We start from the raw sequence: 21,796 nt of genomic DNA on the forward strand, positions 1-21,796 counted from the left end.
CGGCGGCCAAGGAGGCCCGCACCATGCGCGACGCAGTCATCGTCGAAGCCGTACGCACTCCCATGGGCAAGGGCAAGCCCAACGGCTCCCTCGCCCACGTCCACCCGGTGGAACTCCTCGCCCACACCTTGCGCACCCTCGTCGAGCGCTCCGGCGTCGACCCCGCGCTGATCGACGACGTCATCGGCGGCACCGTCGACCAGGTCGGCGAGCAGGCCATGAACACCACCCGCTACGCCGTGCTGTCGGCGGGCTTCCCCGAGACGGTCCCCGCGACCACCGTCGACCGCCAGTGCGGCTCCTCCCAGCAGGCCGTGCACTTCGCCGCCCAGGGCGTCATGTCCGGCGCGTACGACCTCGTCGTCGCCTGCGGCGTGGAGTCCATGAGCCGGGTGCCGATGTGGTCCAACGTGCCGCCCGGCAAGGACCCCTTCGGCCCGGGCGTCGCCGAGCGCTACCCGGAGGGCCTGGTCCCGCAGGGCATCAGCGCCGAACTGATCGCCGCCAAGTGGTCGATCGGCCGCGAGCGGATGGACGCCTTCGCCGTCTCCTCGCACCGCAAGGCGGCCGCCGCCTGGGACCAGGGGCTGTTCGACGCCGAGGTGGCGGCCCTGGACGGTGTCACGCGCGACGAGTGCGTACGGCCGGGCAGCACCCCCGAGATCCTGGCCGGCCTGAAGCCCGCCTACCACGACCCGGGCTTCGCCGAGCGGTTCCCGCAGATCGAGTGGAACGTCACCGCGGGCAACGCCAGCCCCGTCAACGACGGCGCCTCGGCCGTGCTCATCACGTCTGGTGAGACCGCGGCCCGCCTCGGCCTGCGCCCGCTGGCCCGGCTGCACAGCTTCGCCGTCACCGGCTCCGACCCGCTGCTGATGCTCACCGGCGTCATCCCCGCCACCGAGAAGGTGCTGCGCCGCGCGAACCTGGCCCTCGACGACATCGACCTGTTCGAGGTCAACGAGGCGTTCTCCAGCGTCGTCCTGGCCTGGCAGCAGGAGACCGGCGCCGACCTCGCCAAGGTCAACGTGCACGGCGGCGCCATCGCCCTCGGCCACCCGCTCGGCGCCAGCGGCACCCGGCTGACCACCACCCTCGTGCACGCCATGCGCGCCCGCGGCGCGCGCTACGCCCTGCAGACCATGTGCGAGGCGGGCGGGCTCGCGAACGCGATGATCCTGGAGAGCGTCTGACGGATCAGCGGCCCCGCAGGTGGTGGCGCTTGCGCCACGCCACCACCGCACCGGCCAGACCCGGTACGGCGATGCAGGCCATCGCGATCAGGAAGGCCGGCGACGTCGGCGTCGAGGCACGGGCGCCGGCGACCACGTACGCGGCGGTGTTCGGGATCGAGCCGAGCGCCGTCGCGAGCAGGAACGGCAGCCAGCCCATCCTGGAGACGGCGGCGCAGTAGTTCGCCGCCGAGAACGGCACTCCCGGGAACAGCCGCACCGCCAGCATCGAGCGGAACCCGTGCCGGCTCAGCTGCCCGTCCAACGCGGTGAGCACCCGGCCCCGCAGCAGCGGACGCAACGCGTCCTGGCCCAGCACCCGGCCGAGCCCGAAGGAGAGCCCCGCGCCCAGCACGGTGCCCGCCACCGCCGTGCCCAGGCCCAGCTGGGACCCGAACAGCGCGCCCGCCGCCAGGTTCAGCAGGGGGCGCGGCACGAAGGCCACCGTGCACAGGCCGTACGCCACCGTGAACACCAGCGCCGCCGCGGCACCGCTCAGCTGCGGCGGCCAGCCGTGCGCCAGCAGCCGCTGCGGTTCGAACAGCAGCACCGAGACCGCCGCCCCCGCCAGCAGGGCGACGAGCAGCGAGAAACGGGCCCAGGGAGAGAGCAGCGCCCGCGCGCAGCGGGCGGGGAGACCGGCGGGCGCGGGGGCGGCGACGGCGAGTTCCGAGGCGGCCAGGGGAGTGGCCGTGGCGGTGCCCCCAGAGCGGGTGGTGGCATCGAGCATCCGGCGACAGTAACCGACGAAGGTGTGTGATCGCCGTGTGGTGCGTCTCAGGACTGCCGCAGACCGGGCCCCCGCCTCCGCCGCAGACCGGGCCCGGCCTCCGCCGCAGCCCGGGATCCCGCCCCGCGCGGTGCCGCGAAAACCATTCGACGCGCGGTGACGCGTCGGCGATGATCGACGTCATGTTCCGGCACGCCTTCGTCCTCGCAGCATCCGCGGTCGCGGATGCCACGAAGGCTGCCGTCGTCGTGCTCACGGCCGTCGCCGACGGCGCCCGAAGCTGACCCTCCCCGGATCGTCCGGCGGACCCCGCAGGGGGAGGGTCGGCATCTCCCGGGGGTCCCGATCCACTTCGCCGAGGCTTCGAGGTATCGCCATGTCCAAGACGGCGTACGTCCGCACCAAACCACATCTCAACATCGGCACCATGGGCCATGTCGACCACGGCAAGACCACCCTGACCGCCGCCATCACCAAGGTCCTCGCCGAGCGCGGCACCGGCACCTTCGTGCCGTTCGACCGCATCGACCGCGCCCCGGAGGAGGCCGCGCGGGGCATCACCATCAACATCGCGCACGTCGAGTACGAGACCGACACCCGGCACTACGCGCACGTGGACATGCCGGGCCACGCCGACTACGTCAAGAACATGGTCACCGGCGCGGCACAGCTCGACGGGGCCATCCTCGTCGTCTCCGCGCTCGACGGGATCATGCCGCAGACCGCCGAACACGTGCTGCTCGCCCGGCAGGTGGGCGTCGACCACATCGTCGTCGCCCTGAACAAGGCCGACGCGGGCGACGAGGAGCTGATCGACCTGGTCGAGCTGGAGGTCCGCGACCTGCTCACCGCGCACGGCTACGGCGGCGACGCCGTACCCGTCGTACGGGTCTCCGGACTGCGGGCCCTGGAGGGCGACCCGCGCTGGACGGCGTCCGTGGAGGCGCTGCTCGACGCGGTGGACACCTATGTGCCCATGCCCGAGCGGTACCTGGACGCGCCGTTCCTGCTGCCGGTGGAGAACGTGCTGACCATCACCGGCCGCGGCACGGTCGTCACCGGCGCCGTCGAACGGGGCACGGTCCGCCTCGGCGACCGGGTCGAGGTGCTGGGCGCCGGGCTGGAGTCCGTCGTCACCGGCCTCGAGACCTTCGGCAAGCCCATGGAGGAGGCGCAGGCCGGGGACAACGTGGCGCTGCTGCTGCGCGGGGTGCCGCGCGACGCGGTCCGGCGCGGGCACATCGCCGCCGCGCCCGGCAGCGTGGTGCCCAGCAGCCGGTTCACGGCGCGGGTGTACGTGCTGTCCGCCCGCGAGGGCGGCCGTACGACGCCGGTGGCGACCGGGTACCGGCCGCAGTTCTACATCCGCACCGCGGACGTGGTCGGCGCCGTCGACCTCGGTGAGACGGCCGTCGCCCGCCCCGGCGACACCGTCACGATGACGGTCGAGCTGGGCCGCGAGGTGCCGCTGGAGCCGGGCCTCGGCTTCGCGATCCGCGAGGGCGGGCGCACGGTCGGCGCGGGCACGGTCACGACGGTCGGCTGACCGGCGGGGCCCGCCTCGGCACATGCCAAGAGGCGGGACCCGCCCGCCCGTTGGGGGCCCGGGGCGGGCCCCCGGCGTCGCGTCGTCGGTGCCGTGCGGGACACTGGGCCGCGGACGGTCATGGTCGGTGAGGGGCGGGGACACCATGGGCGGAAAGGCACTCGTGCTCGGTGGCGGGGGCAGCGGCGGGACCGGCTGGCTGGCCGGGATGCTGCACGGCCTGGGGGAATCGGGCGTGGACCTCGGCGACGCCGAGGTGCTGATCGGTACGTCGGCGGGAGGGACCGTCGGCGCGCAACTGCCGGCGAGCGGCCTCGAGGAGACCTACGAGCGGCAGCTCGCCGAGCCCGCCGACGAGATCGGCGGCCGGCTCGGTGCCGGCACGATCCTGCGCTATGCCTGGGCCACTCTCACCTCCCGCACCCCGGAGGCCTACGGCCGCAAGGTCGGCCGGATGGCCCTCGCGGCCCGCACCCCGGACCCGGCGGCGCGCCGGGCGGCGATCGAGAGCCGGCTGGTGTCCGCCGACTGGCCGGAGCGCCCGCTGCGGCTCACCGCCGTCGACACGGCCACCGGCGAACTGCGGGTCTTCGACCGGCACAGCGGTGTCCCGCTCCTCGACGCGCTGACCGCCAGCTGCGCGGTGCCCGGCATCTGGCCGCCGGTCGCCCTCGACGGACGGCGCTGGATGGACGGCGGCATCCACTCACCCGCCAACGCCCATCTGGCGGCGGGGTACGACCGGGTCGTCGTGCTCGCCCCCATGGCCGCCGGCGGCGGGCCGCTGGCCTCGGCCGCCGCCCAGGGCGCGCGCCTCGCCGAACAGGGCGCCCAGGTCGTCGTCCTCACCCCGTCCGCGGCGGCGAAGCAGGCCTTCGGCCGCAACCCCGCGGACCCGGCGGTCCGCCCGGCGGCGGCGCGGGCCGGGTACGCGCAGGCGCCCGCCCACGCGGAGGAGGTCGCGAAGGTGTGGGGCGGGTGACATTCGGGCCGGTCTGTCGCCAGTGCGCCTGATACACGCCCTTGTGGTTGCTTTGTCGACCCCTGACCGTGGTGTGGGGGGCGGGGAGACGAAGCGGACACGAGGGGGTGGCCGGTGGACGGAGTGCGGGGCGTGGCGGCACGGCTGCTGGTCGAGCTGGCGGTCGTGCTGGAGCGCACGGTGGCCGGTGAGGTCGCGAACGAACGGCTGAAGCGACGCCGGAACGCGGCCCTGCGGGCCGCACACAGCCGCGGCGTGCCGGTGGAGACACTGGCGGCGCGGCTGGGGCTGTCGGAGGCCTGGGTGCGACGGGTGGTGAACGGCCGCCCGCCGGTCGCCCGCACAATGGACCCGTGAACGAGCCCATCCCCGTCAGCCGAGCCGTCGACCAGGGAACCGCCAAGCTGATGCCCGACGTCGACCGGGAGCGGGCCTGGCTGCTGACCGTCGACGGGGCGCCCCAGTCCTACGTCGACCTCGACGAGCCGACCCACCTGGAGTTCGAGTACGCACGGCGGCTCGGCCACGTGCTGGACACCCTCGCCGAGCCGGGGCGCGCGCTGGACGTGGTGCACCTCGGCGGCGGGGCGCTCACCATGCCGCGCTACGTGGCCGCGACCCGGCCGGGTTCACGGCAGGACGTCGTCGAGGCCGACCGGGGGCTGCTGGACCTGGTCGTCGAGCAGCTGCCGCTGCCGGCCGGCGCCGGGATCGCGCTGCACGCCGCCGACGCCCGGGCCTGGCTGGCGGGGGTCCCCGACGGGCGGGCGGACGTCCTCGTCGCCGACGTCTTCGGCGGTTCGCGGGTCCCCGCCCATCTGACCTCTCTCGCCTACGCCCGCGAGGCCGAGCGGGTGCTGCGCGCGGACGGTGTGTACCTGGCGAACCTCGCCGACGCCGCGCCCTTCGCCTTTCTCCGCTCCCAACTGGCCACCTTCTCCGCGGTCTTCGAGGAGCTTGCGCTGATCGCCGAGCCGGCCGTGCTGCGGGGCCGCCGCTTCGGCAACGCCGTGCTGGTCGCCTCGCACCGGCCGGTCGACATCGCCGCGCTGGCCCGCCGCACCGCCGCCGACGTCTTCCCCGCCCGGGTCGAGCACGGGGCCGCCCTGCGGAAGTTCACCGGCGACGCCCGTCCCGTCCGCGACGAGGACGCCGTACCGTCACCCGAGCCCCCCGACGGGGCGTTCGGCATCGGCTGACCCGCTGTCCGCGCTGGGCACGGCCGGGGCACCCGCCACCGCGACCTCCTTGGTCCGGCGCCGCAGATTTCGCACGTCCGGTACGCACAGCACGGCCGCCGTGACCACCACGACCAGCGTCGCGCACCCCCACAGCGCCGGGGTCCGCCCGAACGCCTGCTCCGCGGGCCCGGCCAGCGCCGTCGCCAGCGGGACCATCGCGACGGAGCCGAACCAGTCGTAGGCCGAGACCCGGGACAGCTTGTCCTCCGGTATCTCCTGGTGCAGGGCGGTCATCCAGGAGACGCCGAACACCTCCAGCGTCACCCCGGTCAGGAACATCACCGCGCACAGCACCCCCACCGGCACCGGCACGGCCAGCGCGGCGGACGGCAGGGCCAGCGGGAAGACGCACAGCGTGCCCGCCAGCAGCAGCCGGCGCGGCTTCCAGCGGGTCATCAGCAGCGCGCCGCCGACCGTGCCCGCGGCGAAGAAGCCGAGCGCGAGACCCCAGGGCGCCGCCCCGCCGAGGTGGTCGCGGGCGACCAGCGGGCCGTAGACCGCGTCGGCGGCGCCGACCACCGCGTTGGCGATCGAGAACTGCACCACGATGCCCCACAGCCACGGCCGCCCGGCGACCTCCCGCCAGCCCTCCCGCAGATCGGCGAGCATCCCGCCGCCCGGCGTGCGCGCCGGGACGCCGCTCACGTCGAGGAACGAGCGCAGCGCGGCGGCGACCGCGAAGGCCACCGCGTCCGCCGCGAGCACCCAGCCCGGCCCGATCGCGGCGACCATCGCGCCGCCGAGGGCCGCGCCGCCCAGCGCCGCGCCCTGCATCGCCATCCGGAACACCGCGAACGCCCGGCCCGCCTGCTCGCCCTGGACGGAGGAGAGCAGCATGCCCTCGGCCGCCGGGCTGAAGAACGCCTGGCCGGTGCCGCCCAGCGCGGTCAGCAGCATCATCTGCCACAGCTGCGGCTCGCCGGTGAGCACGAGCAGGGCGAACAGTCCCTGCGAGACACAGTTGAGGGTGTTGGCCGCGACCATCACGTGGTGCCGGGGCAGCCGGTCCGCGAGCGCCCCGCCGATCAGCAGGAAGAGCACCAGCGGCAGGGTGCGCGCGGCCGCGACCAGCCCCACGTCGCCGCCGTCGCCGCCGGCTTCGAGCACGGCGAACGCGGCGGCGATCAGCGCGCCGTGGCTGCCGAGGTGGGTGACCACCGCGGAGGCGGTCAGCAGACTGTAGTTGCGGCCCGCCCAGGAGGGTCTGCGCGGGCGGCGGCCAGAGGCGGCGGTGAGGTCGTCGGCGGAGTTCACCGGCTGACTATCACCGGCCGGGGCCCGACTTGCCAAACCGTATTGCCGCCGCCCGTCGGCGCAGGTCAGCCGCCCGTGGGCTCACCGTGCAGCCGGATGGTGCCGGCGATCTTCATGATGGTCTCCTTGGAGACCTCCTTCTTCACGCCCTTGGCGCCGAAGAAGTTCCATGCCACGTAGTCGCCCGCGGAGTTCTGGAAGCCGAACGTCATGGCCTTGCCGTCGCTCGCGCACTTGCCCTTGCGGGGCGTGTCCTTCGACTCGGCCCAGGCGACGCTGCCCTCGATGCCGGAGGCGGTCGTGAAGGGCTCGGCCTTCTCCTCGAAGACCATGCTCTTCTTGTCCGGCTGGGTGTAGCCGCCGTAGACCCACCAGGCGACCGTGTTGATCGCCACCTCGTCGGTGTCCTTTGCGCCGTCGGCGCCCTTGGTGCCGACCGCGGCCAGCTCGACGTCGTCGCTCCTGCCGTCCTTGTCGTCGTCCGACGTGCACCACTTGGACTGGTAGATGGCGGTGCCGGTCATGGTGACGAGCGGCTTGAGCTCGTCCGCGTTCTCCTCCTCGAACGCGATGAGCATGTCCGGGTCCTGCACCTCCCAGTCGGCCGGCACGTCGAACGCGACGCCCCACTTGGGGTTGACGACGACCTTCCAGCCCGCGATGGTCGGCTTCTCCGCCTCACCGTCGCGCGGGTTGTCGTCCGTCCCGGAGGAGCTCGCGGTGGGTTCCGCGGTCGGCGCGGGCGACTGGCTGGTCTTCGTCTTGGAACCGCCGTCGGCCTGGTCGTCCTTGTCGCCGCCGAGGACCAGGAACCCGGTCACGCCGGCCGCGATGACCACGGCCGTGGCCGCCACGATCGCGACCAGCTTCGTCCGGTTGCCGCCACCGCCGCCGCCACCGCCGTCGGTCGCCGGCTGCGGAGCACCCACGGGCGCGGGGGTGTTCCACTGCTGCTGCTGGTACGGGTTGGGCTGCTGGTAGCCGGGCTGCTGATAGGGATTCGGCTGCTGGTACCCCGGCTGCTGGTACGGGTTGTTCTGGCCCTGCGGGTTCTGCTCGCCCCCGGGCTGCTGCTGTCCTGGCCACATGAGCGGTAACCCTAGTGGTGTTCACGACACGATTCGGTCACCGCCCCTTGTCAGGGCGGTAGCGAAACCGTGCACGTGTTCAGTACTCCGACGGCACGGTGTAGAGGCGCACCGTCCGGGCGATCTCCTTCACCATGGCGTCCGGTACCTCCTCGCCCACCTCGTGCGCGCCGACGAACGACCACGACACCACGTCACCGTCGCCGTCCGCGAAGGCGAAGGTGGTGGCCTTGCCGTCCGAGTCGCACTTCTCCCGCCGCTCGACCCCGGAGGACGACGAGGTGACGAGGCTGCCGGTGAGGCCGGAGTCGGTGGTGAACGAGGTCGCCGGGCTCGTCGTGACCTTCGCGCGGTCCGGCTGGGCGTAGAGGCCGTAGACCCAGTTCGCGGAGTCGGCGCGGGCGGCCTCCTCGGGATCGCGGGCCCCGTTGTTGCCGCGGGTGCCGGCGCTCGCCAGCGGGGTGTCGTCGGCGGTGCCGTCCCGGTCGTCGTCTGACGAGCACCACTTCTCCTTCAGCAGGGCGGGTGCCTTCATCGCGACCAGCGGCTTCTCCTGCGGGTCGTCGTCCTCGGTGACGTAGCTGACCCAGTCCGGAGACTGGGGCGCCCAGTCGGCCGGGACGTCGAAGGCGACGCCCAGGTCCGGGTTGACCACGACCTTCCAGCCCGCGACGGTCGGCTTCGGGCCGTCCCCGTCGCGGGGGTTGCCGGTGGGGGAGGGGGCCGCCGCCGACGTGCTCGGCGCCGGGGCGGGCGCCTGGTCGCCGTCGCCGCCGAGCAGTACGGCCCCGGTCACGGCGGAGGCCGCCACGACGGCCGCCGCCGCGCCGATCGCGATCATCCTCGTCCGCCGCCCGCCCCCTGCGTCGCCGCCGCTCGGCGGCGCGGCGGGGAGGGTGGGGGCGTCCCAGGGCCGCGGGCCCTGGGCGGAGGCGCCGGTCTGCTGGTAACCGGGCTGCCGGTAGGGGTTGTTCTGCGGGTCGCGCGGATCGGGACCGCTCGTCGGCGGCTGCTCTCCATGCCACATGGGCCGCAAGGATACGGCGATCATCGTACGAGTCTGGTCAGGCTTGGCTACTCATGGGTAACATGCGGTCATGAGCGCAGATCAGATGTCGATCGGCGAGTTGCTCGCCGCCACGGTGCCGATGGTTCGGACCCTGAACCTGGAGTACCTGGAGACCACTCCGGAGAAGGCCGTGCTGGCCCTCCCGGACCAGAGCGAGTACCGCAACCACGTCGGCGGGCCGCACGCCGGGGCGATGTTCACCCTCGGCGAGTCGGCCAGCGGCGCGATCGTCCTGGCCGCCTTCGGGGACCAGCTCTCGCGCGCCGTACCGCTCCCCGTCCACGCCGACATCGCGTTCAAGAAGATCGCCCTGGGTCCGGTGAAGGCCACCGCGACCCTCGGCCGCCCGATCGCCGACGTCGTCGCCGAACTCGACGCCGGCAAGCGCCCCGAGTTCCCGGTGAGCGTGGCGATCCAGCGCGAGGACGGCGCCGTCACCAGCGAGATGACCGTCGTCTGGACACTGCGCCCCAACAGCTGAGCCGTACGGCTCCTGCAGCCGTCAGGGCCCCGGTCGTCGCGTCGCGGCCGGGGCCCTCGGCATGCGCTCAGGCCGCCGCCGCGCCCCGGGCGGCGGCCGTGCCGTCGAGCCCCGCGACGAACTCCCGCAGCCAGGCCGTGAACCCGGGCCCCAGGTCGGGCCGCTGGCAGGCCAGCCGGACCACCGTGCGCAGGTAGTCCGCCTTGTCGCCGGTGTCGTAGCGGGCCCCGGTGAAGACCACCCCGTGCACCGTGCCGCCCGCGGCCAGTTCCTGGAGGGCGTCGGTCAGCTGGACCTCGCCGCCCCTGCCGGGCGGGGTGCGCTCCAGGACCGGGAAGACGGCGGGGTCGAGCACATAGCGGCCGATCACCGCGTAGCGGCTGGGCGCGTCCTGTCGGGCAGGCTTCTCCACCAGGCCGGTGACCCGGACGATCCCGTCCCGGCCGGCCGGCTCTACGGCCGCGCAGCCGTAGAGGTGCACCTGCTCCGGCGGCACCTCCATCAGCGCGACCACGCTGCCGCCGTGCCGCTCGCGCACCTCCAGCATCCGGGCGAGCAGGGACTCGCGCGGGTCGATCAGATCGTCCCCCAGCAGGACGGCGAACGGCTGGTCGCCGACGTGCCGGCGGGCGCACAGCACCGCGTGCCCGAGGCCCAGCGGTTCGCCCTGCCGGATGTGGTGGATGTTCGCCAGCCGCGCGGGATCGCGGACCGCGTCCAGCCGTACGGTGTCGCCCTTGGCGGCGAGGGTGCGTTCCAGCTCCACGGCGTGGTCGAAGTGGTCCTCGATGGCCCGCTTGTGCCGCCCGGTGACCATGAGCACGTCGTCGAGCCCGGCCGCGGCGGCCTCCTCGACGACGTACTGGATGGCGGGTTTGTCGACGACCGGAAGCATCTCCTTCGGTGTCGCCTTCGTCGCGGGCAGGAAGCGGGTGCCGAGGCCGGCGGCCGGGACGACCGCCTTGCGGACCGGGGTGTGGAGGGCGCTCATGCGGCCATGCTGGAGCACCGGGATAAGAGCACGCCGAGAACCGCATGGGAGAACGCTGTGGACCGTGCGGGGAAATCGGAGATTTGGTGCGCCAACCGGCTTTATCCGCGCACAACTTGTCGTCCGCGGCCGAGTAATTTCGAATGCCGGTACGGATACCGGTGGTAACGGCGCGGTATTTCCGGTCAACTGTTTCCCGCTCAGCCGGACTTCTTGTTTCCTGTGAGACGTGTGTGCGAAGGTATGCCCCCCGCGGGAAGGCAAATGCCAGGCACATAAGTGCGGAAGGAAATGGTTTTCCGTGCAACCTCCTTACCCCCCACGTCCGCCCTGCCCGCCCCGCCACGGATCCGGTCCCGGGCTCCCCGACCGCGACCTCGTCGCCCGCCTCGGCGGCCCCGAGTACGACTCCCGGGCCCTCGCCCTGCTGCTCGCCCGGCACTGGCGGGCGGTCCACGAGTACGCCGCCATCTGCCTCGCCAGCCGGGAGAGTTCGGCGGCGATGGTGGCCACCGCCGCGTTCCGGCAGGTGCTCGGCTCCCCGGCCGCCGGCGGCGCCCTGCGCCCACGGCTGCTCGCGGCCGTACGGGAGACGGTCGCCGACTGGGCCGCCGACGCCGTACTGACGTCCCTGCTGCCGGATCTGGGAAAGCCCACCGGCGGCCGTGGACTGCGTGCCGCCCGGCCCGCCACGCCGGAACGGAGGCGCCTCGCCGAGCGCGCGTTCCACACTCTTCCGGCCGCCGCCCAATGCCTGTTGTGGCACATGGAGGTGGAGGCGGAGCCGATATCCATACCGGCCGGTCTGTCAGGAGTGGACACGCTCACCGCCGCGACCGTGCTGGAACAGGCCCGGGAACAATTCCGGACGGGCTGCGTACGGGCCCACCGGGAACTCGCCCCCACCAAGGAATGCCGCTTCCACAACCGGCTCCTCGACATCCCGATGCGCCGCGGCGGCACCCTGCTGCCCGATGTGCGACGCCATCTCCAGGAATGCCGGTACTGCCGGTACGCCGCCGAACAACTCGCCCACTTCGACGGCTCGCTCGGCGTGCTGCTGGCGGAGACCGTGCTCGGCTGGGGCGCCCGCCGCTACCTCGACTCCCGCCCCGGCCGCACCGGCACCGCCGCCGCGCCCCACACCACCCGCACCCGCCCGGCCGGCGGTGGCCGGCACCGCGTCACGGCCGTGCGCGGCGGCCGGAGCGCCCTGTCCCGGCGGCCCACCAAGGCCGCCCTCCTCGTCGGCGTCACCTCCCTCGCCCTGCTCGCCACGCTGCTGGTGGTCAGGGGCTGGTCCGGTGACAACGGTGTCGCCCCCGGCACCCACGCCACCTGGGGCGCGCCCAGCGGCCACACGGTCCGGCCGAGCCCGACGCCTCAGCTCCCCTCGGCCGACCCCGCGGACCACGCCGACGAGGTCCGTGGCGGCCGGCTGCGCAACCTGGACGCCGACCGGTGCCTCGACACCGGCGGCGCGCCCGAGGCGGGGGCGCGTGCCGGTCTGGCGGCGTGCTCCTCCGCCGGGCAGTGGTCGTACCGGGGTGACGGGCTGCTGCGCAGTGCCACCGACCCGGCGCTGTGTCTCGACGCGGGCGACCGGACGGTGGTGCTCGCCGAGTGCGCCGAGCCCGCCGGACGGACGCGGTACGACCTCACCGTGCGCGGCGAGCTGCTGCCCCGCCGGCACCGCGGACGGGCCGTCGCCGCAGGCTCCGACGCGGACGTCGTCGTCACCGGCCGGGACGGCTCGGCGGCACAGCGCTGGGAGGTCGAGCCGGTGGAGGACGGGCCGAGCGGGAACCGGCCCCGGCGGGACGCGGGCGGGCGGCAGGGGGCGGTCCCCGAGACCGGGCAGGTCGACGTGGACCTTCCGCCCGCGGTCGAGCGGGTCGACGCGGATCTGCTGCCGGAGGCCGGGCGGATCGACACGGGCCCCCTTCCGGCGGGCGAGCGGGCCGACGGGGCCTCTCACCCAGGGGCCGAGGAGGCCGTGCCGCCCGTGCGGGCCGTCGCTGCCGCCGCCGACGCTGCCACACGCCTCGGCTGACGCCGTTTCCCGGCCGCACGGGTCACCCTGGCGGGCACCGCCGCCGGACCGTGACCCGGTAGGCTGCACCGGCATGCGCCCGCCGGGCGCATGCCGGTGAGGCGACGAGAGACGAGAGGGGAGCTGCCGTGCACGTCCAGGAATGGCTCGAGACCGTACCCGCGGTCAGCATCTACGCGCTGGTGGGAGTGGTCATCGGCCTGGAGAGCCTGGGCATCCCCCTGCCGGGCGAGATCATCCTGGTCTCCTCCGCGCTGCTCGCCTCCCAGCACGGCGACATCGACCCGGTGATCCTCGGCGCCTGCGCCACCGCCGGCGCGATCATCGGCGACTCCATCGGCTACGCCATCGGCCGCAAGGGCGGACGCCCGCTGCTGGCCTGGCTCGGCAACAAGTTCCCCCGGCACTTCAGCGAGGGGCACATCGCCACCGCCGAGCGCTCCTTCGAGAAGTGGGGCATGTGGGCCGTCTTCTTCGGCCGTTTCATCGCCCTGCTGCGCATCTTCGCGGGCCCGCTCGCCGGTGTGCTGCGCATGCCGTACTGGAAGTTCCTGATCGCCAACGTCCTCGGCGGCATCCTCTGGGCCGGCGGCACCACCGCGGTCATCTACTACGTCGGCGTGGTGGCCGAGGCCTGGCTCAAGCGCTTCTCGTGGGTCGGACTGGTGCTGGCGGTGTGCGTCGGCCTCGCCTCCATGCTGATCATCAAGCGCAAGGCGAAGAAGGCGACGGAGCAGCAGGTGGCCGAGCCGGAACCCGTCCCGGCCACCGACTGAGCCCTGCGACCGAGCCCTACGAGCGGGCGGCGTGCACCTCGTGGTGCGCCTTCGCCAGCTCCGCGTACATCGTCCCGTTCAGCGTGATGCCCTCGCGCTCCTCGGCGGTCAGCTCCCGTCTGACCTTCGCCGGTACGCCGGCGACGAGCGAGCCCGGGGGCACGCGCATGCCCTGCGGCACCAGCGCCTGCGCGGCGACCAGGGAACCCGCGCCGATGACCGCGCCGTTGAGCACCGTGGCGCCCATGCCGATCAGGCAGTCGTCCTCGACGGTCGCGCCGTGCACGACGGCGTTGTGCCCGATGGAGACGCGCTCGCCGACGGAGACGGGGAAGCCGGGGTCGGCGTGGAGCGTGCAGTTGTCCTGCACATTGCTGCTCGCGCCCACCGAGATCCGCTCGACGTCGCCCCGCAGCACCGCCCCGTACCAGACGCTCGCGCCCGCCCCCAGCGTCACGTCCCCGATCACCGTGGACGTCGGCGCGACGAACGCCTCCGGGTCCACGGCCGGTTCCTTGCCGCCGATACCCGTGATCAGCGCCTGGTGAGCCATCGTCGCCTCCTTGTCGTCGATTACCCCCGCACCGTACGCCACCCGGTAGGGCGAAGATCACAGGCCTCCGGTCTCCGGGCCCTGTGACGCCCTGAGTACCGTGAGCGGGTGCCGAAGCCCAAGAACACGTTCTCATCATGGCGCCGCCGCCTGGCGCAACGCGCGGTCCATGCGGGCTGGGCCTGGGTGCAGCGCACCGGCTCGGTCACCGCCGAGCGGCCGGGACGGTTCCGCTTCGGTTCGATGGGCACCGGCACCAGGCTCGCCTTCCCGCTCGGCACGGTCTTCGGCGAACCCTGGATCCACCTCGGCGCCCACTGCATCGTCGGTGAGCAGGTCACCCTGACGGCCGGTCTGATGCCGGACCTCGACCTAGGTCCGGACCCGATCCTGCGCATCGGCGACGGTGTGGTCCTCGGCCGCGGCAGCCATGTCATCGCGGACACCACGGTCACCATCGGCAGCGACTGCTACTTCGGACCGTACGTCTACGTCACCTCCACGAACCACTCCTACGACGACCCCCACGAGCCCATCGGCAAGCAGTGGCCGCGCATGGAGCCCGTGGAGATCGGGCCGGGCTGCTGGATCGGCACCGGCGCGGTGATCCTGCCGGGGGCCCGGATCGGGCGGAACGTGGTGGTCGCGGCCGGCGCGGTGGTGCGCGGTACGGTCCCCGACCACGCCGTGGTGGCGGGCGCGCCCGCCAAGGTCGTACGCCGCTGGACGCCCGCCGAGGGCTGGCAGCCGCCGCTGCGCACCCCGGCGCCCGTGCCGATACCGGAGGGCGTGACCTCCGACGAGCTGGTGAAGCTGTCGGAGCTGGACGAGGCGGCGGTGGCCCGGCTCGCGGAGCTGGACGAGCCGGACGTGGCCCGGCGGGAGCTGGACGGGGTCGACGCGGAGCCCTGACTCACCCGCCGGCCAGCATCAGCGTGCCGACCAGCGCCAGTCCGGCGCCCGCCGCCTGGACCGCGCGCAGCCGCTCACTGAGGAAGCCGCGCGCGGCCAGCGCGGTCACCACCGGGTAGAGCGAGGCGAGGACGGCCGCCACGGTCACCGGGCCGTGCTGGGCGGCGATCGAGTAGGTGCCGTTGGCGGCGACGTCGGCGAGCCCGACGAAGGCGAGCGCGGGCAGCGCACGCCAGGGGAAGCCGTCGGCGGGGAGCGCGGGGGAGCCGCGCCGCACGGAGACGTACAGGGCGGTGCCGCCCGCGACCACGTTGGTGACCCGCTGCACGAACAGGGCGAGGAACAGGCCGGTCAGCGTGGTCGACGCCTCGGCGATCAGCGCCATCACCGCGCCGAAGCCGAACGCCGCGAGCAGGGTGAGCAGCACCGCCTGCCGCTGTACCGGAGCGCCCTTGAACTGCGGTCCGCCCGCGAGCACCACTCCCGCCACGGCGACCGCGATCCCGGCGAGCTGGACCAGTCCGGGGCGTTCGCCCAGGACGAGCCCGACGCCGATCGGGACCGCCACGCCCAGCGAGCCGAGCGGTGAGACCACGCCCATCGGTCCGAGGGCGAGCGCCTTGTAGAAGGCGAGCATCGCCACCGGGCCCACCAGACCGGCGCCCACCGCGAACCACAGCTGCGGCCCTGCCTCGCTCCAGCCGCTGGTGGCGACCACGATCGCGCCGAGGACCAGGACGGCGATCGACTGCGAGACGACCACCACGGTGAGAGCGGGGAGGCGCCGGGTCAGCAGTCCGCCGCCGAAGTCGGCCAGGCCCCACAGAAGGCTGGTGGCCAGGGCGAAGAGTGCTGTCACGGGGCCTCGCAGTACAGTTCGGTGAACGATCGGGAACGGTCGGGTGCACCTCACGGTAGTTCAGTGAAGTGCACACTGTCATCCAGAATATTGGACTCCGAAGACTCTGATGGTGGATGGAACGTGTCGGACCTCGACCTGCTGACCCAGTCCCTGGCGCGCAATGTCAAACACTGGCGTGCCGTGCGCGGCTTCACCCTCGACGTGCTCGCCGCCCGTGCCGGGGTCAGCCGGGGCATGCTCATCCAGATCGAGCAGGCCCGCACCAACCCGAGCATCGGCACCATCGTCAAGATCGGCGACGCGCTCGGCGTCAGCATCACCACCCTGCTCGACTACGAGAGGGGACCCAAGGTCCGGATCGTCCCCGCCGAGCGGGCCGTGCGGCTCTGGCACACCGAGGCCGGCAGCTACAACCGGCTGCTCGCGGGCGCCGAGGCCCCCGGTCCGCTGGAGATGTGGGACTGGTGCCTGATGCCGGGTGAGAACAGCCCGTCGGAGCCGCACCCCGGCGGCACGGTCGAGCTGGTCCATGTCACGGCCGGGGAGCTGACACTGACCGTCGACGGCGTGGACTACCTCGTCCCCGCGGGCGCGAGCGCGTCCTTCGAGGCCAACAGCCCGCACACCTACGGGAACCAGGGCACCGTACCGATGGAAATGGTCATGGCCGTCTCGGTGCCGCCCGTCCAGTGAGCGGCTGTTACCGTGCGGCCATGCGTGCACCCATCGGAGACTTCGACCACGCCACCCCGGCCCCCGACTGCCTCGACGAGCTGACCCGCCCCGTCGCCGACGCCGTACGCGAGTGGCGCGGGGGTGTCCCCGCCGAGCAGATCCTCTATGTCGAGACCGACCCGCGGTGGGCGGACACCGCCGTCTTCGTCGAGCACTACGGCCGGGACCTGCTGGAGCGCTCCGCGAACTGCGTGGTCGTCGCCGGGAAGCGCGGCGGCGAGAGCACCCTCGCCGCATGTGTCGTGCTCTCCACCACCCGGGTCGACGTCAACGGTGTCGTACGCCGCCAACTCGGCGCCCGCAAGGCCTCCTTCGCGCCCATGGACACGGCGACCGGGGAGACCGGCATGGAGTACGGCGGCATCACGCCCGTCGGCCTGCCCGGCGACTGGCCGGTGCTGGTGGACTCGGCCGTCGTCGACCTGCCGTACGTCCTGGTCGGCAGCGGACGGCGGCGCGGCAAGCTGCTCGTCCCCGGGAAGGCGTTCGCGGAACTGCCGGGCGCGGTGGTGCTGGACGGGCTGGGGGTCCCGGTCTAGCGACGGCCGCGGTCCCCGGCCCAGCCCGCCGGGCCTGCCGGTCCGCGCCCCGGTGCGACGTCAGGCCCTCGTGTGGTGGGCCAGCGCCATGTGCGGGTCCGCCTCACCGGGCACCGGCGCCGGGTCGGCGTGCACCAGGGCGGCGGTCAGCCGCGGCACGGTGTGCAGCAGGGCGTGCTCGGCGTCGACCGCGATCGCGTGGGCCTCGCGGACCGTCACGTCGCCGTCCACGACCACCGCCACCTCGGCCCGCAGCCGGTGCCCGATCCAGCGCAGCCGCAGCTCCCCGACCTCCCGCACGCCCGGCACCGCCCGCAGCGCGTGCTCGGCCCGGTCCACCAGCGCGGGGTCCACGGCGTCCATCACCCGCCGGAACACCTCGCGCGCCGCGTCCCGCAGCACCAGGACGATCGCCGCCGTGATCGCCAGCCCGACGACGGGGTCGGCCGGCCGCCAGCCCATCGCGGAGCCGCCCGCGCCCAGCAGCACCGCCAGTGAGGTGAACCCGTCGGTGCGGGCGTGCAGCCCGTCGGCGACCAGCGCCGCCGAGCCGATCTGCCGGCCGACGCGGATCCGGTACCGGGCCACCCACTCGTTCCCCGCGAAGCCGACCAGCGCGGCCACCGCCACCGCCGGGACGTGGGCCACCGGACGCGGATCGAGCAGCCGCTCGATCGCCGTCCACCCGGCGAAGGCCGCCGACGCGGCGATGGTCAGCACGATCACGATCCCCGCGAGGTCCTCGGCACGGCCGTAGCCGTAGGTGAAGCGCCGGGTGGCCGCGCGGCGGCCGAGCAGGAACGCGATGCCGAGCGGTACGGCGGTCAGCGCGTCCGCGGCGTTGTGCACCGTGTCGCCGAGCAGCGCCACCGACCCGGACGCCACCACGACGACCGCCTGGGCGATCGCCGTCGCCCCGAGCACCGCGAGCGAGACCCACAGGGCCCGCATGCCGCGCGCGGAGGACTCCAGGGCGGAGTCGACCTTGTCGGCGGTGTCGTGGGAGTGGGGGGTGAGGATGTGGGCGAGCCGGTGCCGCGTTCCGCGGAGGCGGCCGGGCTCGTGGTGGTGACCGTCCTGGTGGTGACCGGGCTGCTCGTGATGGTCGGACCCGTGGTCGTGGTGATGGCCGTGGTGATGGTCATCGCGGGGCCGGGGCCCGTGCCGGTGGGTGTTTCCGTGCCGGTCGCTCACGGGGGTCTCCTTCCGGTGCGCGCGCCGGAGGGCGCGTGGCGCGTGATGCTCCGCCGCCATTATGTGCGTAAGAGCGCACGCATGCACCTATCACCTGCGCAGGATGCGCAGCCGCGCATCAGGCGCCGGTTTCGGCGGTCACCACGAGGCGAGGGCGGTCTTGCCGAGATACCGCTCCGCGAACACCGTCGCGGCACCGGGGGAGTCGAACAGCCGGCGCAGCCGGGTGAGTGTGGTGCCCGCGCGGTACGGATCGTCCGAGGCCGCCCCGTGGTACACCTCCGACAGCCACTGGGAGAACTCCTGGTAGTCCCACACGCGCCCCAGGCCGGCCGCCGAGTATCCGTCCAGCCCCGTACGGTCGCCCCGGACGAGGTGGTCGACGAGCGCGTCGCCGAGCAGGAACGCGTCGTGCAGCGCGAGGTTCATGCCCTTCGCCGCTGTCGGCGCGGTGAGGTGCGCGGCGTCACCGGTCAGGAACAGCCGCCCGTACGTCATGGGCTCCACGACGTAGTTGTGCATGTCCAGCACGCGCTTCTCGATCAGCCGCCCCTCCGTCAGGGGCGGCGCCTCCGCGAGCAGGGCCAGCCAGCCGACGCCGTAGTCGTGGCGGCCGTCCGGGCGTCCGGCACCGCGGCGCGCGTCACTCCGCGCGCCCCGTCGCAGCCCGCGACGAAGTCGCAGCGGATCACCTCCCGCCGGCCGCTCTCCGGGCAGTCGTACGACACCGACGGGTGGTCCGTGTCCAGATCGTGCAGCCGGACGTCCCGCACCCGAACCGGATGTCGCCGCCGCGCACGTCGGCGTACTCCCGCACGAGGTCCGTCACGAGCAACGGCTGCGGATAGACGAAGTGGTGATGTCCCGTCAGCTCGGTGTACGGCAGCCGGTACCGCTCCCCGCCGAAGCGGAACTCGCACTCCACGCGTGCTCGCCGCGTTGCCGGAGCACCCACGTGGCGCCGCCACGAGGGCGCTCCGGCGCCTTGCGATCACACGCACCAGACGCCGCGGGGCCCGCCCTTCGGGCGAACGACGGGAATTGTCAGACAGGCCCTAGCCCAGGCGCGGTATCTCGATCGCGGGGCACCGGTCCATGACCATGTCGAGACCGGCCGCGCGGGTGCGCTCGTACGCCGCCTCGTCGACGACGTCCAGCTGGAACCAGACCGCCTTCGCGCCCTTCGCGACCGCCTCGTCGGCGACCGTCCCGGCCAGGTCGCTGTTGACGAAGACGTCGACGACGTCCACGTCGAAGGGGATGTCGGCGAGCGAGGCGTAGCCCTGCTCGCCGTGCACCGTCTCCGCCTTGGGGTGCACGGGCACGATCCGCTTGCCGAAGCGCTGCAGCACCGCGGCCACGCCGTAGGCCGCGCGCCGCTGGTTCGTCGACAGGCCCACCACCGCCCAGGTGTCGCCGCTCTCGGTGAGGATCTTGCGGACCGTCGCTTCGTCGCCGTACACCCTGGGCCTCCTCGGGCCTGATCGCCTCGCACTGCCGTCCGATCATGAGAACGGCGGGCGGCGGGCGAAGATTCCCGCGCCGCGGGCCTGCGTACGGGCGCGCCTCGGCCTACGCTCGCACCGTGCTGCGCATCATCGACGCCGGAACCGGCGAAGCCGTCGAGGCCGCCCCCGCCCGCCGGGGCCTCACCCGTGTGGAGGCGCACGCGCCGGCCCTCGACACCACCGCCCTGCGGGTCCTGCTCGTCGCCGACGTCCTCGTGCGCGCCCTCGAACTAGGCGGGACACCGGTCTGGGGCCTGCTCTGCGCCGGCCGGCAGCAGGCTGAGCTGCGGGCGGCGGCCGCCGCGCTCGGCGTCCGGCCGCTGGAGGACCGCGCGGCGGCCGGGCCGGGGCTGGGCGAGCGGCAGGTGCTGCACGTCGCCGCGGAGGGAACCCCGGAACCGGACGGCGGGGTGCGGGTGGCCGTGGCGGCGGTCGAGCCGCCCGGCGGCTTCCCCGTGGACGACACCGACCCGGCCGCGCTGCGGCTGGCGCTGCTGTCCCGGCGCCGCGGCGAGCCGGTGCGGCTGGACGCCGACGCCCTGGCCGAGGCACGGGAGGCGGTGGCCGGCTGGCGGCGGACCGTCGCGCGGTGGGCGCGGCAGCCGTCCCGGCCGATCCCGGACGAGGTGCGCGGACGGCTGCGCGCCGCGTGGGAGGACGACCTGGACGTGCCCGGCGTGCTGAGCGTCCTGCGGTGGGTGGAGACCGAGCCGGAGCTGCCCGACGGTGCCCGCTTCGAGACGTACGTCCACGCGGACCGGCTCCTCGGCCTCGACCTCGCCGGTGACCTGGGTGCCCCGTCATGATCAGGCGCGCGAAGGCCGGCCCGCTGCGCCGCCTGGTCGTCCTGCGGCACGCCAAGTCCGCCTGGCCGCTCGACGTGCCCGACCACGACCGGCCGCTCGCCCCGCGCGGCCGCCGCGACGCCCCCGCCGCCGGGCAGGCGCTGGCCGCCGCCGACTGCCTGCCGGACCTCGCCCTGTGCTCCACCGCCCTGCGCGCCCGGCAGACCTGGGAGCTGGCCGCCGCCCAGTGGGGCACCCCGCCGCCGGTGCGCTTCGAGCCGCGGCTGTACGCCGCCGGGGTGCCCGAGCTGATCGCCGTCGTGCGCGAGGTGCCGGCCGAGGTGCGGACCCTGCTGCTGATCGGGCACAACCCGGGCCTGGAGGAGCTGGTCCTCGCCCTCGCCGGGGACGGCCTGGACGACACCCTGGACCGGGTCCGGACCAAGTTCCCGACCTCGGCGCTGGCCGCCCTCGCCTGGCACGGCACCGACTGGACGGCGCTCCGCGCGGGCGCGGCGCTGCTGACCTGGGTGACGGTACCGAGGGGGAAGAAGGAGTAGCCGCCGCATAGGCTGGCCGGATGCAGGACGAGTACCGCACGGTCGCCCGCGCGGGCGTGCACGAAACCGAGGTCAACCGCTCCCGCTTCCTGTGCGCCCTTGCACCGGCGGCCACCGAGCAGGAGGCCCAGGACTTCCTCGCCGCCGTGCGCAAGGAACACGCCGACGCCACCCACAACTGCTGGGCCTACGTCATCGGCGCCGACGCCGCGATCCAGAAAGCGAGCGACGACGGCGAGCCCGGCGGCACCGCGGGCGTTCCCATGCTCCAGATGCTGCTGCGCCGCGACATGCGGTATGTCGTCGCCGTCGTCACGCGCTACTACGGCGGCGTCAAGCTCGGCGCGGGCGGACTCATCCGGGCCTACGGCGGAGCGGTCGGCGAGGCCCTGGACGCGCTCGGCACGATCACCCGGCGGCGTTTCCGGCTGGCCACCGTGACCGTCGACCACCAGCGCGCGGGCAAGGTGCAGAACGATCTGCGGGCCACCGGCCGAGAGGTCCGCGACGTGCGCTACGGCGAGGAGGTCACGATCGAGATCGGCCTGCCCGACGCCGACGTGGACGCCTTCCGTGCCTGGCTCGCCGACGCCACCGCCGGGACCGCCGGGTTCGAACTGGGCGGAGAGGCCTACGGAGATGTGTGATTCGCGGCGTACAAATCAGGCCAAGAGGTCGTAATCGGTAGATAGTCGTGCGGGCATG

The 21,796-nt window shown here is 73.9% G+C and carries 23 protein-coding genes and 1 pseudogene; 14 read left to right on the forward strand and 10 right to left on the reverse strand.

Annotation, left to right across the window (positions count from 1 at the left end; all coding sequences use genetic code 11):
- The first annotated feature begins 23 nt into the window (after positions 1-23).
- Complete coding sequence (locus ACSU6L_RS32015; RefSeq protein ID WP_437062428.1) at positions 24-1,193, forward strand: thiolase family protein; 1,170 nt, start codon at positions 24-26, stop codon at positions 1,191-1,193.
- Between the two features lie 4 nt (positions 1,194-1,197).
- Here the strand turns inward: ACSU6L_RS32015 and ACSU6L_RS32020 are convergent, their stop codons facing one another.
- A complete protein-coding gene (locus tag ACSU6L_RS32020) occupies positions 1,198-1,962 on the reverse strand; it encodes a TVP38/TMEM64 family protein (protein ID WP_437062430.1) in 765 nt (254 codons plus the stop codon).
- A gap of 376 nt (positions 1,963-2,338) precedes the next feature.
- Between ACSU6L_RS32020 and tuf the strand changes: the two genes are divergently transcribed.
- The 4 genes from tuf to ACSU6L_RS32040 all read left to right on the forward strand — a co-directional run bounded on the left by tuf (position 2,339) and on the right by ACSU6L_RS32040 (position 5,689).
- Positions 2,339-3,508 (forward strand): elongation factor Tu, encoded by a 1,170-nt coding sequence (gene tuf, locus ACSU6L_RS32025; RefSeq protein ID WP_365516798.1) that lies wholly within the window; start codon positions 2,339-2,341, stop codon positions 3,506-3,508.
- Between the two features lie 145 nt (positions 3,509-3,653).
- Positions 3,654-4,490, forward strand: coding sequence for a patatin-like phospholipase family protein (locus ACSU6L_RS32030; protein ID WP_437062432.1), 837 nt, complete (start codon positions 3,654-3,656; stop codon positions 4,488-4,490).
- A gap of 114 nt (positions 4,491-4,604) precedes the next feature.
- Complete coding sequence (locus ACSU6L_RS32035; RefSeq protein ID WP_437062434.1) at positions 4,605-4,847, forward strand: helix-turn-helix domain-containing protein; 243 nt, start codon at positions 4,605-4,607, stop codon at positions 4,845-4,847.
- Positions 4,844-5,689 (forward strand): spermidine synthase, encoded by an 846-nt coding sequence (locus tag ACSU6L_RS32040; RefSeq protein ID WP_437062436.1) that lies wholly within the window; start codon positions 4,844-4,846, stop codon positions 5,687-5,689. Before ACSU6L_RS32035 ends, ACSU6L_RS32040 begins: the two co-directional genes overlap by 4 nt.
- On the opposite strand, the gene ACSU6L_RS32045 is transcribed toward ACSU6L_RS32040, so the two are convergent.
- The 3 genes from ACSU6L_RS32045 to ACSU6L_RS32055 form a co-directional block, all read right to left on the reverse strand.
- The gene (locus ACSU6L_RS32045) at positions 5,651-6,985 is read right to left on the reverse strand and encodes an MFS transporter (protein WP_437062438.1); all 1,335 of its coding nucleotides are present in this window, start codon (positions 6,983-6,985) and stop codon (positions 5,651-5,653) included. The genes ACSU6L_RS32040 and ACSU6L_RS32045 overlap by 39 nt on opposite strands.
- A 65-nt stretch (positions 6,986-7,050) precedes the next feature.
- Entirely contained in the window at positions 7,051-8,073 is a 1,023-nt protein-coding gene (locus ACSU6L_RS32050; RefSeq protein WP_437062440.1) for a hypothetical protein, read from the reverse strand.
- A 79-nt stretch (positions 8,074-8,152) separates the two neighbouring features.
- A complete protein-coding gene (locus ACSU6L_RS32055) occupies positions 8,153-9,100 on the reverse strand; it encodes a hypothetical protein (protein WP_437062442.1) in 948 nt (315 codons plus the stop codon).
- A gap of 85 nt (positions 9,101-9,185) precedes the next feature.
- Between ACSU6L_RS32055 and ACSU6L_RS32060 the strand changes: the two genes are divergently transcribed.
- Complete coding sequence (locus tag ACSU6L_RS32060; RefSeq protein ID WP_073943440.1) at positions 9,186-9,623, forward strand: DUF4442 domain-containing protein; 438 nt, start codon at positions 9,186-9,188, stop codon at positions 9,621-9,623.
- Positions 9,624-9,690: 67 nt separating this feature from the next.
- On the opposite strand, the gene galU is transcribed toward ACSU6L_RS32060, so the two are convergent.
- Positions 9,691-10,614, reverse strand: coding sequence for a UTP--glucose-1-phosphate uridylyltransferase GalU (galU, locus tag ACSU6L_RS32065; protein WP_437062444.1), 924 nt, complete (start codon positions 10,612-10,614; stop codon positions 9,691-9,693).
- Between the two features lie 301 nt (positions 10,615-10,915).
- Here galU and ACSU6L_RS32070 point away from each other — a divergent pair, with 301 nt between their 5' ends.
- Entirely contained in the window at positions 10,916-12,667 is a 1,752-nt protein-coding gene (locus ACSU6L_RS32070; RefSeq protein WP_437062446.1) for a ricin-type beta-trefoil lectin domain protein, read from the forward strand.
- A gap of 128 nt (positions 12,668-12,795) precedes the next feature.
- Positions 12,796-13,443 carry a DedA family protein gene (locus tag ACSU6L_RS32075; RefSeq protein WP_437062448.1) on the forward strand — a complete coding sequence of 216 codons (648 nt, stop codon included), beginning with the start codon at positions 12,796-12,798 and terminating at the stop codon, positions 13,441-13,443.
- A gap of 16 nt (positions 13,444-13,459) precedes the next feature.
- On the opposite strand, the gene ACSU6L_RS32080 is transcribed toward ACSU6L_RS32075, so the two are convergent.
- Positions 13,460-13,996, reverse strand: coding sequence for a gamma carbonic anhydrase family protein (locus tag ACSU6L_RS32080; RefSeq protein WP_437062450.1), 537 nt, complete (start codon positions 13,994-13,996; stop codon positions 13,460-13,462).
- A gap of 108 nt (positions 13,997-14,104) precedes the next feature.
- Here ACSU6L_RS32080 and ACSU6L_RS32085 point away from each other — a divergent pair, with 108 nt between their 5' ends.
- Positions 14,105-14,908 carry an acyltransferase gene (locus ACSU6L_RS32085; RefSeq protein WP_437062452.1) on the forward strand — a complete coding sequence of 268 codons (804 nt, stop codon included), beginning with the start codon at positions 14,105-14,107 and terminating at the stop codon, positions 14,906-14,908.
- A 1-nt stretch (position 14,909) separates the two neighbouring features.
- On the opposite strand, the gene ACSU6L_RS32090 is transcribed toward ACSU6L_RS32085, so the two are convergent.
- The gene (locus ACSU6L_RS32090; RefSeq protein WP_437062454.1) at positions 14,910-15,767 is read right to left on the reverse strand and encodes an EamA family transporter; all 858 of its coding nucleotides are present in this window, start codon (positions 15,765-15,767) and stop codon (positions 14,910-14,912) included.
- Positions 15,768-15,890: 123 nt separating this feature from the next.
- Between ACSU6L_RS32090 and ACSU6L_RS32095 the strand changes: the two genes are divergently transcribed.
- Together ACSU6L_RS32095 and ACSU6L_RS32100 are read left to right on the forward strand one after the other, a co-directional pair.
- Positions 15,891-16,463, forward strand: coding sequence for a helix-turn-helix domain-containing protein (locus tag ACSU6L_RS32095; RefSeq protein WP_437062455.1), 573 nt, complete (start codon positions 15,891-15,893; stop codon positions 16,461-16,463).
- A 20-nt stretch (positions 16,464-16,483) separates the two neighbouring features.
- Positions 16,484-17,044: a YbaK/EbsC family protein gene (locus tag ACSU6L_RS32100; protein WP_437062457.1), complete on the forward strand. Its 561-nt coding sequence runs from the start codon at positions 16,484-16,486 to the stop codon at positions 17,042-17,044.
- Between the two features lie 60 nt (positions 17,045-17,104).
- Here ACSU6L_RS32100 and ACSU6L_RS32105 read toward each other — a convergent pair whose 3' ends face one another.
- The 3 genes and pseudogenes from ACSU6L_RS32105 to ACSU6L_RS32115 all read right to left on the reverse strand — a co-directional run bounded on the left by ACSU6L_RS32105 (position 17,105) and on the right by ACSU6L_RS32115 (position 19,701).
- Positions 17,105-18,238, reverse strand: a complete 1,134-nt coding sequence (locus ACSU6L_RS32105; RefSeq protein ID WP_437062459.1) for a cation diffusion facilitator family transporter — start codon at positions 18,236-18,238, stop codon at positions 17,105-17,107.
- Between the two features lie 138 nt (positions 18,239-18,376).
- A pseudogene (locus ACSU6L_RS32110) lies at positions 18,377-19,181 on the reverse strand (FAD-dependent monooxygenase); the annotation flags it as partial.
- Between the two features lie 112 nt (positions 19,182-19,293).
- A complete protein-coding gene (locus tag ACSU6L_RS32115; protein WP_437062461.1) occupies positions 19,294-19,701 on the reverse strand; it encodes a CoA-binding protein in 408 nt (135 codons plus the stop codon).
- 122 nt (positions 19,702-19,823) lie between these two features.
- On the opposite strand from ACSU6L_RS32115, the gene ACSU6L_RS32120 reads away from it, so the two are divergent.
- The 3 genes from ACSU6L_RS32120 to ACSU6L_RS32130 are packed head-to-tail and all read left to right on the forward strand — an operon-like array spanning position 19,824 to position 21,738.
- Positions 19,824-20,552: a hypothetical protein gene (locus tag ACSU6L_RS32120; RefSeq protein WP_437062462.1), complete on the forward strand. Its 729-nt coding sequence runs from the start codon at positions 19,824-19,826 to the stop codon at positions 20,550-20,552.
- Positions 20,549-21,091 (forward strand): SixA phosphatase family protein, encoded by a 543-nt coding sequence (locus ACSU6L_RS32125; protein WP_437062464.1) that lies wholly within the window; start codon positions 20,549-20,551, stop codon positions 21,089-21,091. The genes ACSU6L_RS32120 and ACSU6L_RS32125 overlap by 4 nt, the downstream gene beginning before the upstream one ends.
- Positions 21,092-21,111: 20 nt before the next feature.
- On the forward strand, positions 21,112-21,738 hold the full coding sequence (locus tag ACSU6L_RS32130; RefSeq protein ID WP_437062466.1) for a YigZ family protein: 627 nt from the start codon (positions 21,112-21,114) through the stop codon (positions 21,736-21,738).
- Positions 21,739-21,796: the final 58 nt, after the last annotated feature.

Source organism: Streptomyces sp. enrichment culture (genome assembly GCF_964272855.1).
Classification (GTDB): Bacteria; Actinomycetota; Actinomycetes; order Streptomycetales; family Streptomycetaceae; genus Streptomyces.